7 protein-coding genes and 1 rRNA gene are annotated in these 12,762 nt (G+C 34.9%); 2 read left to right on the top strand and 6 right to left on the bottom strand.

Features of this window, described 5'->3' with window-relative positions; translation table 11 throughout:
* Positions 1-169 precede the first annotated feature (169 nt).
* The 4 genes from DKG80_RS08280 to DKG80_RS08265 all read right to left on the bottom strand — a co-directional run bounded on the left by DKG80_RS08280 (position 170) and on the right by DKG80_RS08265 (position 8,817).
* Positions 170-1,792 (bottom strand): SusD/RagB family nutrient-binding outer membrane lipoprotein, encoded by a 1,623-nt coding sequence (locus DKG80_RS08280; protein WP_109830870.1) that lies wholly within the window; start codon positions 1,790-1,792, stop codon positions 170-172.
* Between the two features lie 20 nt (positions 1,793-1,812).
* The gene (locus tag DKG80_RS08275) at positions 1,813-5,088 is read right to left on the bottom strand and encodes a SusC/RagA family TonB-linked outer membrane protein (RefSeq protein ID WP_109830869.1); all 3,276 of its coding nucleotides are present in this window, start codon (positions 5,086-5,088) and stop codon (positions 1,813-1,815) included.
* Between the two features lie 629 nt (positions 5,089-5,717).
* Positions 5,718-7,649 (bottom strand): OmpA family protein, encoded by a 1,932-nt coding sequence (locus DKG80_RS08270; protein WP_109830868.1) that lies wholly within the window; start codon positions 7,647-7,649, stop codon positions 5,718-5,720.
* Positions 7,650-7,854: 205 nt separating this feature from the next.
* A complete protein-coding gene (locus DKG80_RS08265; RefSeq protein ID WP_109830867.1) occupies positions 7,855-8,817 on the bottom strand; it encodes a hypothetical protein in 963 nt (320 codons plus the stop codon).
* 204 nt (positions 8,818-9,021) lie between these two features.
* On the opposite strand from DKG80_RS08265, the gene DKG80_RS08260 reads away from it, so the two are divergent.
* Complete coding sequence (locus DKG80_RS08260) at positions 9,022-10,113, top strand: ferredoxin--NADP reductase (protein WP_109830866.1); 1,092 nt, start codon at positions 9,022-9,024, stop codon at positions 10,111-10,113.
* Here the strand turns inward: DKG80_RS08260 and DKG80_RS08255 are convergent.
* On the bottom strand, positions 10,110-11,045 hold the full coding sequence (locus DKG80_RS08255) for a tetratricopeptide repeat protein (protein WP_162555764.1): 936 nt from the start codon (positions 11,043-11,045) through the stop codon (positions 10,110-10,112). The two genes, DKG80_RS08260 and DKG80_RS08255, sit on opposite strands and share 4 nt — an antisense overlap.
* A 343-nt stretch (positions 11,046-11,388) precedes the next feature.
* On the opposite strand from DKG80_RS08255, the gene DKG80_RS08250 reads away from it, so the two are divergent.
* Positions 11,389-12,540 carry a formimidoylglutamase gene (locus tag DKG80_RS08250; protein WP_109830864.1) on the top strand — a complete coding sequence of 384 codons (1,152 nt, stop codon included), beginning with the start codon at positions 11,389-11,391 and terminating at the stop codon, positions 12,538-12,540.
* A gap of 141 nt (positions 12,541-12,681) precedes the next feature.
* On the opposite strand, the gene rrf is transcribed toward DKG80_RS08250, so the two are convergent.
* Positions 12,682-12,762: ribosomal RNA gene (gene rrf, locus DKG80_RS21485) — 5S ribosomal RNA — on the bottom strand; the annotation flags it as partial.

Raw genomic sequence — 12,762 nt, 5'->3', positions numbered from 1 at the left:
TGAAGACAGGCACAATTAAAACCTAAAACTTACATTATAGTAACATATGATCTATATTGAAAAACTATAATCAACATTCGTATAAAGCATAATTAACAATAAAAAGAACGAGGCTCGAACAAATTATACAAGCCCCGATCCATTTTACTTAACTATTTATTATCCTTGATTAATTAACGTCCCAAAACACTTTGGTTGCTTGAGTATCACCTCCAATAGCGGCTGCAGCTGCTTCGTAGCTAGTACTATTAAGTGTCTGTTCTCTAAGAGGGTATGTCATTCTATTTGGTACAGTTAGATCTGTATCACCTGGCAAGGGTTTTAGTCCCTCAAAATCAAACCTTCTCCAGGTTGACCATGCCTCTAACCCTTGATTATATAAAGCAAGCCACATTTGCTCTCCGATTATTTGCTTCCAATCACCTGAACTTCCGTCTGCAGTTGTATAAGCCACTTCTGGTCTAGCCAGATATGTTGCTACATTTTCTACTCCCCATTCAGCAAATGAAGCAGTAATAGCGGTATTATAGTGAGATTCTGCTGTTCCTGTAATATTATAACCTCCTCTCTCTATCATCTCTGCCATCATAAACTCGACCTCTACATAACTCAATAAAGTACCTGGATAAGTCGGAGTATGTAAAATATCTCCAATCTGAGAAGAACTACCATAAGAATTACCTGTTCCATACACACCACCTTGAAAAATCCTAATATCTCCTTTAGAAACAGAATCAGATGCTAAAAAAGTAGGAGTCACTAGGTAATCTGTACTTAATAGCTTGCCATCTTTATCATAGTTCTCAACAATCACATTGGTAGTAAAAACAGAGTCTCGAGCCTTCTTGGTTTTTGGATCAACATTCCAACCATATGGAATCGCATTTCTACCATAAACCATAAGTCTAGGGTCAAGTTTGTCATTCATAGCTTCCGTTAATGTATTAGCTAAAACAAAATCACTTCTACCACTCAATACCAAGTCCTCATGAAGTGGACTTGAATTTGGCGAGGCACCTTGGTACGTCATAGCAAAGTTATCAGCATTGCTTTCAAAAACACCAGCATCCAAAGCTTCATCAGCCCACTCTATGGACTTGGCCTTGTTTACGTCAGCAAGCTTCATTGCCATCCTGAGTTTCAAAGTATTCGCAAAAGTAGCCCATGCAGACAAATCTCCTGCATATACCAAATCTTGTTCTTTTTCAAAGCTACCTTCAGAACTATTAGCAGCAAGAGTTGAACTTGCAGTTGTTAGCGTAGCTTCCACAGCATCATAAATACTGGCAGCATCATCATACTTTGGATTTAGATTAGCAACGTCTAAAGATTCTGTAAACGGTACATCTCCAAAAATATCTACCAAAGACACATAGGTATATGACATCAAAATATCTATAACTGCTATCTTATTATCCAACTTTTCATCAGACTCAATTGATTCACCACTTTCTTTTTCAATTAGAATACTACTTTTGGCGGCACTCAAATCGGATAAAACATCTCTATATTGATTTGTGAAAATGGAAAGAGAAATTTCTCTTGTAGTTATTTGATATTGACTCTCCTGTGGATAAGTTGTCTGTGCCCACATTTGAGAATACAACCTAAACGGGTTATCATTCACATTTGTACTTGTGATGTTATCTACTAACTCTCTGGTTGCACTAGCAAAAAGAGTACTTACAGGAACTTCTGAAGGATTTTTCTTATCCGTGTTTAGTTCATCTAACCTTTCGTCACATCCTATTGTTACTAATACAAGGATGAACACATATAATATATTTTTCATATCTATTTCTTATCCTATGATTAAAATTTAAAACGAATGTCAAACCCATATGATCTAACGGTAGGGTACGAGCCCGATAGATACCCAGCAGAAAACTGTCCTCCTAATCCAGATTCTGGATCAGCATAAGGAACATTTTTATGAATAATCCATAGGTTACGACCTACTAAAGACACATCCACGCCTTGAGACCAAGACCCAACCAGCTTAGAGGGAAGAGAGTATGTTAGTCTCATCTCCCTCAACTTCACATAAGACGCATCATAAACCGTCATCTCTCCTGGGTTTCTTGAATCATTCCCCCAATAGAAAGCTCCAAAATAATAACTAGCATCTGCTCTAACTGTATTTGGTGTTCCATCAGCCTGCACACCAGGGTTAATAAGACCTCCACTGGTTTCATCATTAGTAACAGGATCTCTCAATGGGTTACCTAAATCGTTTAGACCTGCTGTCTCAGGATACAACCCTGTTCCTCTACCATAGTGCATATCCAAAGAATAGACATCCCCACCTTGCGACCAATCAATCAAAAAGCTCAATGCAAGACCTTTATACTTGAATGTACTATTAAAACCCATTGTAAAATCGGGGTTTGGGTCGCCAATAATCTGATTTGTTTCAGCTACATAAAAACCATCTTCATCTACCAATCTTTGACCGTTTTCATGATAAACATACCCAGTACCCCTTAATACTCCTAAGGGCTGACCAACTGTAGCATTGGAAGATATATTCCCTTGATAACTTTGTATGGTGTAATTATCAGTTTCGTTTCCATTGTCATCATTAAGGTCAAGTACTTTATTTCTATTTCTTGTGAAGTTTACACCTAGATTATAGGTAAAGTCTTTTTCTCTTACAACATCTCCACTTAAGACTAACTCTACCCCTTTGTTTTGAATAGTACCTACATTAATAAAAGTACTTGAGAAACCAGTAGCTCTCGATACCTCCACAGGCATCAATTGATCTGTAGTTTCTCTGTTATAATATGCTAAATCAACACTAACACGATTACTTAAGAAGGCACCCTCTGCACCTATTTCATACTCCACCGTCTTTTCTGGTTTAAGATTCTTATTATTCTTAGTATCTCGAATACTATATAATACAGGCTCTGTCCCAAAGTTGGCAAACCTTTCATAGGTATCATTTACTCGTAATGCTCTGGTATCATTACCTACAGAACCATAACTACCTCTTAGTTTTGCAAAGTCCAACCAGCTTGCGTCTATAAGTTCTGAAAATACGAAACTCGCACTCAACCCTCCATAACTATATTGTCTGTTGGCACTTGGTAGAGCTGAAGAAATATCTATTCTATAGTTACCATCTAAGAAAACCATGCCTTTGTATCCCAAAGAAATGTTAGAGAAATATCCATAAATTTCCTTTTCATAAAGTCTTTCTTCTGGGAATGGAAGAGCATATCTAGAATTACTCAAAGAGTATATCTTAGGCACCGTCAATTCTCCACTTGTAGAGGCAAAAATGCTTTCATATTTTTCTTTCTGAAGATTAAAACCCGCAAACGCACTTAACGACACATCATCAGTTAAGTTTTTATTGAAATTCAAACTACCAAAGTAGTTTGATTCCACCGCATTTATATCGGTCCTAGCATATCCTGACGGTTGATCGGCCAAACTCACACCAAATTCAGCTGGCAAAGAGCCTACTGCTCTCCTTTCTTCTCTGACTTCAGTATATGAATCAACAGATGCTCGACCATTGACAGTCAACCAATCAGTAAATTTATATTGAATACCAACCTTCGAAATCACTCTATCTCTAACTTGCGTATTGTAGTTCTCATACCTAGTCCAATAGGGATTATCAAAATAAATTGGAGTTAATGGATCACTATAATCAGCAGCATTCCATGTATAGTTTAAACCAGTTCTTTTATAGACTTTCTCTTGTTGTTTTACATCCACATTGACTTGCCACCACTGTCTAAACATACCCATAAGATTATCTCCATACCCTGAAGAAAAACCTCCAGTGAGATCATAAGTACTATACTGGAACAAAACATCAGTAGATAATTTTTCACCCAACTTTACATTTGCGTTAAAGTTCAATGTATTCTTATTCAAATTACTATTTGGAAGAATATCATCAGTTGTATTATTAGTATAACTTAATCTAAAATTAGTATTATCATTTCCACCAGAAAGGGCAATATTGGTGTTAGTAGTGATTTGTGATTCAAAAAAGTCCGCTGGTGTAGTACTTGGAGCAGTATATGGATACGCTTTACCAAAATTAGCTTCTCCCGGCACAAAAGAGTCCCACTGATAGGCTGTAAAAGAACCATCTAATCTTTCCCCGTAAGAACCATCTTCTCTTGTTGGCACAATAAAATCATCAACACCATCACCATCAATATCTTCAATAAAAAGTGTTCCAAATGGAGTAACACCATCATTTTGAAAAGGACCATAGCCTGCACCATACTCAGTTTGGTATTCTGCAAATGTAGACTTGTCAATAGTTCCATATGTCATCCCAAAACCAACCTCAACACCAATACCTTTTTTTTGAGATCCACCTTTCTTGGTAGTGACTAAAATCACCCCATTTTGTCCTCTAGCACCATAAAGAGCTGTAGCCGCAGCCCCTTTAAGCACAGACATTGACTCAATATCATCTGGATTAAGGTCAGCCACAGGATTACCATAATCGTATCCTCTTCTACCAGACCTTTGTTCAACTGTATTTCGTGTCGTATTCTGTACTGGAACACCATCAATAATAAACAGTGGATTATTATCAACGATAGATGAATTACCTCTAATATTGATCACAGCTGAACCACCCATAGTAGTAGTTTGTCTTACATTAACACCAGCTACTTTACCTGATAGTGACTCAATCAAATTATCTGTCTTTGCCTGCTGAAGACTAGAACCATCAACAGACTGCTGAGCAAAACCAAGAGCTTTTTTCTCTCTGGAAACTCCCAAAGCTGTTACAACAACTTCTTGTAATTGTTTGGTATCTGACTCAAGTGTAACATCTAGCATAGATTGTGCTCCGACTACAATTTCTTTAGTAGTCATTCCAATAAACGAAAATATCAATACTCCATCTTGAGGAACATTCAATTTCCATTTACCATTTACATCAGAAACCGTTCCTCCTGTGGAACCTTTGATGGTGATGGTTGCCCCTGGTATAGGCTCTCCTTTTTCATCGATAATGCTTCCCGAAACACTCCGATCTTGTGCCAAAAGCACAGAGCTGGTGCAGATCAAGAATGATAGCATTAGAATTAAAATTCTCTTCATATTATAGTTTTAAGAGTTGAAAAAAATTGTCTCTCCTCAATCAATAAAAACGAATACCTAAATGCATTTTGTACAATTTATTTGGGTGCGGTAAATGAACTAAAACAATTACTTAATTGTTACCGTTACACCACTGTTGTGTATTTTCTACATTAATGAGTTAAAAATCGATATTGACAATACCTTTATACTAATCCTTATCTTTTAAAAGAATAGAATTGAGATATGTTTTTATTAGAATCGAGAATTCTTAGCAAGTTAAGAGTGGTTTTTTTTGCCTACAACGTTTTTTAATTGCTTAAAACCTGTTTTATTCCATGTAACGCTTTGTTAAAAACATCATTTGCTTATATTAAAATACAACCTTTCTTTATTAACGGCACGTGTATTTCACACATAACCCTTTTAACCAAAGAATATTTTACATAACAAACATTAACTTACAAATAATTTGGATGAGCAGTTTTTAAAATATTAAAACCCAGCTTCTGAATAAAGAACAATACATAAACGTATAGAATACAATAAGTACAAATTCATCCGTTCCCATTCTGGAAAAAAGGAAAGTTTTGCCGCTTTTAAATAGTAGAATATCTCTCCAGATAAAACTTGGTATAGATATCTATAGTCTATTTTACAATTTCTATTACCTTGAACTCTATTCTTCTATTTTTAGGAGAGAATGGAGCTTCATCTAATAGTTGCTTAGAGCCATATCCCTTATATGCTAGCTGATGAGGTGGAATTCTCTTTGAAACTAGAAAATCAAATATAGTCTGGGCTCTGTTCATTGATAGTTTTTCATTGTATGCACTGTTTCCGCTTGCATCTGTGTGACCTGATATTTCTACTATCACTTCGGGGTTTTTTCTTAAGAACCAATAGACTTCTCTTAACTCAGACATCGATTCTCTTTTAATCTCAAAAGAGTCATGATCAAAGAAAATATTTCCAAGAATAGCCTTCGCTCCTTCTCTTATAGGCTGAAGTTGTATGTTAAGTATTTTGTTGTCAAAAGAATTAAGATCTTCTAATTCAAATTTAAAATCATGAAAAATATATCCTGGGCTTGTAACGTATACACCATATTTATTTCCCTCTGTAAGCACCATTGTATACTCACCTGATACTTTATCAGATTTCAATTCAGAATAGAATCTTTTGTCATCTAACTTATAAATTTTTATTGATGCCTCAATTGATAGTTTAGTTTCTGCATCGATTACCATACCGGTTAAAAAGTTACTTCGATTTTTAACTCTGAAAGTTTCTGGCAATTGGATAGAATACAAACTACTATGTAGTTTGTTATCTTCTTCTTTTTCAATAGCAATAATACCTGTACTACCATCCGAAGCTATTGTTAATGAAACTTGATCGTTCGAATCATTTAGAGGATAACCTAAATTTCGGGGAAAACTCCATATTGAATCCTTTTCAAGTTCAGCTGTAAAAAAATCTAACCCTCCCATTGTCTCATGTCCTTCGGATGAGAAATAAATCGTCTCTCCATTGGCATGAATAAAAGGTGCTATTTCATCTCTTTTTGTATTAATCCTATTACCCAAATTAAAAGCTTGAGTCCAATATCCATTTTTATCCTTTATAGAAGCCCATATATCTTTATTACCTAATCCACCTGTTCGATTAGATACAAAATAAATTGTCCGCCCATCTGCTGAAAGTGCTGGTTGAGCGTCCCAAGCCGGTGAGTTTATTTCTTTGCCCATATTTCGCGGTTTAGACCATTCATCACCTACTTTATTACTTATATAAAGATCACAGCTGCCATAGCCTTTCCGAGTATTGCAAGAAGTAAACACTATCGTGCGACCATCAGCTGATATTGATGAGGCCCCTTCATTTTCTTCCGTATTTATACTTGGTGATATTGATTCAGGTTTAGACCATCCAAACTCAGTCTTTTGAGAATAAAAAATATCCTCATCATCAAGTGTATTCGACCCCACTCGTCTAGTGAAATATAGTTTATTCATATCCACACTGAATTCCGCAAAATATTCCATCTGAAATTCGTTCGCAAAATCCGGTAATTTGGTCATTTGATAATCAAAAGGTTGATTTTTTGCCTGAATAGCAAAATTACAACTCGCTATTTTATCTCTTGCAGCACGCTTTCTTACACGATCTCCATGCTCAGTTCGTAGATAATGAAGTAAATAATTCTTAGACAAAACATAATCTCCATATTTAAAATATAGTTCTCCTATCGTATAGTAAGCATATCTAGACTTAATATAATCTGGATCAATATCCACTGCCTTCAAAAATGACTGCATCGTAAGACTATCATTCCCCACTCTTGAATACATACTACCGAGAGCCAGCCATACTTCAATAAACATTGGATCTCTTGATATAGCTTTTTGTAATAATGGTGTGGCTTCACTAAACTGGGCTCTTTTAAGAAATACTCTAGCCTCATTATAATATTTCAGTGCTTTCTTATCAGCTGAATGATATTCCGTATACTGAGCTTTAACCACATTAATGTTAAAGAGAATTAACGCAATACTAAATGCTACTTTGAAGAACCTCATAGACTGGACGTTTATTACGTAACGTAAATTTTCTATAAATCTGATTACTAAAAAAGCTAATACTAACTAAGACACAGTTCTTTTAATATAAACAAAACTAGCCTTAAGTATGTTTGAATGGTTGTTAGAATATGAGGTTAAAAAAAAGAGGATACCTCATTTTTTGAGACACCCTCTTTAATAAACTTTTAGTTTACATTAATAATTATAGTGTATTATCAATTAACTGTTCAAAAGTATCATTGATATTTCCTTTAATTGAATTGCCACCTCCAAATTCTATATCAAAGGTAACAGAGTATTTCAATTCTTCTGCGGATGTAGATTCCATCTCCTTAATTTCTAACAATCCACTTCTGGATTGATATTGAACCGTTTTCCCAATCACATCAACGAATGCAAGATAGCTCTCGTGTAGCTTAATTTCAGATCCCTCAGAAATCGCATCAACCTTTTGTTTAATAGAAGCCCAATTGTCGGTAGTAAAATCGTCCACAGGAACACCCAGTTCGTTACTTAGTTCAACGGCAAAATCCTCAGTATAAGCCTGTCTTGTCTTTACAACTTGAGATACTTTTTTATCTACTTCTCCATTTACTTCAAAATCCCCCAACAAAATGGCCGGAGATTTTTCGAAAATTCGAGTTTCACCATTCAATACGATAGAATCATCTGATGGATCAACATACCTTTCTGCATGCCTTATATCTAAAGTATCAAGCGACATATAAGAGTAACAGTTAATAGATACAGTCAATACCGTATCCTGTAGTTGTTGCTCTTGATCTACTTTAGTATTTCCCAAACGAAATAATTGGCTCACTACTTCTTCGTATCTTGTACTACCTTCTTCTAAGAACGGTAATTCTCCTTTTAAAACGCTAATACTTAAAACAGTTGCATCATAAGCTTTTTTCAAATCATCAGTATCATTCCTTCTAATTTGATAGGAGAAATTAAAATTGTTGTATACCGCATTAACATCATCCGGTATATTACCATTTAAAATTAAAGCATCAGCACTTATAGGTTCGTAAGTAACTCCTTCTAATTCAAATACATTTTCTCCAGTATTTAAATCGAAGCTACGACCTTCTTCTTCGCTACATGAAGATAGAACCAGAGGAACTATCAATATGACACAAAGTAACTTTTGAATGTTTTTCATTGTCAATCATTTTAGTCTTATAATCAAAATCTAAGGTAATGCATCTCATAAATACAACTTTCTTGAAAATCTTAGTATGGGAGGTATGAATAATCCCCCCCCCTAAAACAAAATAATATAACCTCTCATGTCGTATCTCATATTTGCAGAACAACTATTTGAACGTACTTTTGCCTCAATTCGTTTGAAATCTAAGTATTCAAAATGCCATTTAGTTTTTTTAAGAGAAAAAAAAAGAAAGAAAGCTCTAAGTCACAGTACTTAGATCTGACTATTAGTCAAGTTATAACCGAAACAGAAGACGCAGTAACGATTGTATTTGAAGAGCCTGAAGCTGGCAACCTTCAATACAAACCTGGTCAATTCTTGACATTAATTGAGAATATTAACGGAAGTGAAGTCCGAAGAGCATACTCTTTGTGTAGTTCTCCTTATGTTAATGAACGTCCTGCAGTAACTGTCAAAAGGGTAGAAAATGGACTAATGTCTAATTATGTAAATGATAACTTCAAAATTGGAGACAGTGTGCGTATCATGGAACCAATGGGTACATTCACCATTGATGTAAATCCTAAAAAACATGTCTATCTAATTGGAGGAGGGAGTGGTATAACTCCTCTGTTATCGATAGCAAAATCTACGCTTAGCGTAAATGAGCAAAGTAAAGTGTCTTTGATTTATGCTAATAGAGACATCAACTCAATTATTTTTAAAGAAAACATCAAGTCTCTGAAAGAGTCTTATGGAGATAGATTCAACATCATTCAATACTTAGAGAAATCACCAGACAATTGGACCGAAGAAACTGGTTATTTGACCATTGAAAAATTAACTAAAAACATTCAAACCCTCAGTGACGAAAATTTCTCAGATATAGAGTATATGACGTGTGGGCCTGAGCCTCTAATGAACATTGTCATCAGTACTCTTGAACAATTAGGCATTCCAGCAGAAAAACAGCACAAAGAAAGTTTTACTGCAAGTAATTCTTCTGACTCAAAGACTGTTGATGAAGGAGGTAAACCTATTGATGTAATAGTGATTCATGAAGGTGAGCAACATGCTTATACCGTAGATTCAGGTAAGACTATATTAGAAGCAGGACTTGATCAAGGTCTTGATCTACCCTATTCGTGCCAAAGCGGACTTTGTACAGCTTGTAGAGGAACCTGCAAGTCAGGTGAAGTTATAGAAGACAGTGTAAGTGTCTTATCTTCGGAAGAAAAAGAACAGGGCTATGTTTTAATGTGTATCAGTAAACCAAAGTCTGATAATGTTGTAATAGAAGTTGGTTAAGGGCGAGTAGCATCTATCTGATTAGCTAATTCAACTTCTGCAGCCAAATACCCAAAGGCTTGCCAGTTAGGGCTTTCCAACATTTTAGTAAAAATTTGGAAAGCCTTTTTTGTATCTCCTTTATAAAAATACCAGTTCCCAACTCCATACCCATATGTCAAATCATCAATTGAATATTTATTTGTCTTATTGATATCAAATAATTCTTTCGGTCGTAAAATTCCTTTATACATGAGTAGTCGTCTATGATATGACTTATTTTCAATCACATTCATATGCCTTTGAATAGGCTCTAAAAGTTCCTCTGCAGCATCAATACTTCCAAGTCGTTGATACGTCATATACAACCAGTCACTTGCAGAAACGAGCATATCATCATTATTTGCAAGATCGAGACATTTTTTATAGGCAGAGACCGCTTTATCATAATTACCCTTTAAATAATAAGTCAAACCCAAATGATACCATATATTAAATTGCACAGTCGATCTTGGAATCTGACTACCAAAACCATTACGTTCCCATTTAATTGGTGATTTTCTAACATAAAAAGCCGCTTTTTCTAAGTCTGCTACAGCATTATCAAACTGTCTTAATGTCAAGAAGCGATGTCCCCTATGCCTATACAATTCAAAAGACAACGGATACCTCTCAAGTCCATTAGTAAAGATTTGAATAGCTTCTTTATACATATATAGAAAAGCCAATCTACGACCATACCAGATAATATAATCCAAACTATCTGGTCTTGAACTAAAGTTTTCTGAAGCTTTTGTCAAATCAGCCTCGCGACGTGTTTTGGTTCTTTTATTTAAAACGGGAGGGTACAATTTTTTACCTAATAGAGATATAGCAGAATACTCCTGAAGATCATATTCTACGACTTTGACAGAGTCTACTTCTTCTCTATCTCTGCGATTAGTAGACTCCATATGCAAACAAGATGATAATAACAGAATTATCATCATATAGAATAATATAAGGTGATTGCCTGTATGTTGGAATTTCATATTTATAGCCAATAGCAATTTCCAATTATAATCTAAAGTATCAACAGCACAATACTAGTACCTATGAAAACTAATGTCAATTACTGCCCGACTTTGATAAGCCCTAAAATAAATCAATGAGGTCAAATTGATTTTTAAAACTCATAAATGCAAATTGGAATATTCATGTGATATTTTAAGCGCAAAAAGCCAAAACACTCTCCCGAACATATCAAATGATTCGTCAATTAGAAATAACTTTCATTTTTAATTTGATTAAGTATAAATGGATTTAAAGTTATTCTTTAACCCTATAGACGAAAGCCTATCAGATAAGAGTTTTAAGGCAGATTCGCTAATTCAGAGTGTATACCTTAATGAAGAAAAGCTACCTGACATCCTAAATATAGATATCGCAATAATAGGGATTAAGGAAAATAATGGATATTCCACTATAACTGACACTGGTGTTAGGTTTATAAGAAAGAAACTTTATTCCCTTAAAAGATCAAATTCATCTACCGAAATTGTAGACCTTGGTAATCTAAGAAGCGGTCCTAGTCGAGAAGAAACATATAAAAGGCTCAAAGCAGTATGTCAATATCTTATGCACAAACAAATTCTACCCATTATTATTGGAGGGTCACATGATATTGATTTAGGACAATTCTTAGCATATGAAGAAGATGATAAATTAATTTCTATTTGTAATGTAGATTCACATTTTGACATGGATAATCAGACTGAATTACCATCTGAAAATCACATCCATACTATGATTAATCATAATCCTAATTTTTTATTTAATTATAGCCATCTAGGGTATCAATCCTACTTTGTCAGCCCCACTATTTCTAAGATATTTAAACAATTGAACTTTTCTACATATCGCATTGGTGAAATGAGAGAAGACTTTAAAAAAGTAGAACCAGTCATACGAGAATCTGATATGCTTTCTTTTGATATATCTGCTATACAAAAAGCATATACGCCTGCTGGAAATAAAAGCGATGTATTTGGACTAACAGGAGAAGAAGCTTGTCAAATCATGTGGTATGCAGGACTTAACGACAAACTTAGTTCTGTAGGTATTTATGAATATAATCCAGAAAAAGACACTAATGATCACCAATCTGCACAGGTAATTGCTGTAATGATATGGTATTTCATCGAAGGCTTTAACAACCGTAAAGGGGAGAAAGGGTTCCAAACCAATGACTATATGAAATACGTAGTAACAATGGATAATGAACCCGATGCTATAACTTTCTATAAAAGCCGTCTTTCTGATAAATGGTGGATGGAGGTACCGAATCTTAATAATAAGAGTATTTACGAAAGAAATACAATTGTACCATGTGATCACAATGACTACAACTTGGCCCTAAACGGAGAAATACCTGACAGATGGATCAAAGTATTCAGCAAGCATTCTTGACCCGTAAAATGTAGTCACACTTATTACAATAAATCCCCTATTATCTTTCCTGATCAATATTCAGAGATGGTTTGGTGAGATTATAAAAATATAGTGGTATAAAAAAAGGGTTAATGAATTCTCACTAACCCCTTTGATAAAATCTGGCGATGACCTACTCTCCCGCATTTTACTGAAGTACCATCGGCGCTGAGTGGCTTAACTGCTCTGTTCGGAATGGGA

The sequence above is a fragment of the Reichenbachiella versicolor genome (assembly GCF_003171675.1).
In the GTDB taxonomy this organism is placed as follows: Bacteria; Bacteroidota; Bacteroidia; order Cytophagales; family Cyclobacteriaceae; genus Reichenbachiella; species Reichenbachiella versicolor.
This window is presented reverse-complemented; position numbering and strand designations above follow the sequence as displayed.

Coding starts and splice junctions, on each gene's coding strand:
- DKG80_RS08280 (WP_109830870.1), bottom strand. CDS start 1,792: ATGAAAAATATATTATATGTGTTCATCCTTGTATTAGTAACAATAGGA.
- DKG80_RS08275 (WP_109830869.1), bottom strand. CDS start 5,088: ATGAAGAGAATTTTAATTCTAATGCTATCATTCTTGATCTGCACCAGC.
- DKG80_RS08270 (WP_109830868.1), bottom strand. CDS start 7,649: ATGAGGTTCTTCAAAGTAGCATTTAGTATTGCGTTAATTCTCTTTAAC.
- DKG80_RS08265 (WP_109830867.1), bottom strand. CDS start 8,817: ATGAAAAACATTCAAAAGTTACTTTGTGTCATATTGATAGTTCCTCTG.
- DKG80_RS08260 (WP_109830866.1), top strand. CDS start 9,022: ATGCCATTTAGTTTTTTTAAGAGAAAAAAAAAGAAAGAAAGCTCTAAG.
- DKG80_RS08255 (WP_162555764.1), bottom strand. CDS start 11,045: ATGGAGTCTACTAATCGCAGAGATAGAGAAGAAGTAGACTCTGTCAAA.
- DKG80_RS08250 (WP_109830864.1), top strand. CDS start 11,389: ATGGATTTAAAGTTATTCTTTAACCCTATAGACGAAAGCCTATCAGAT.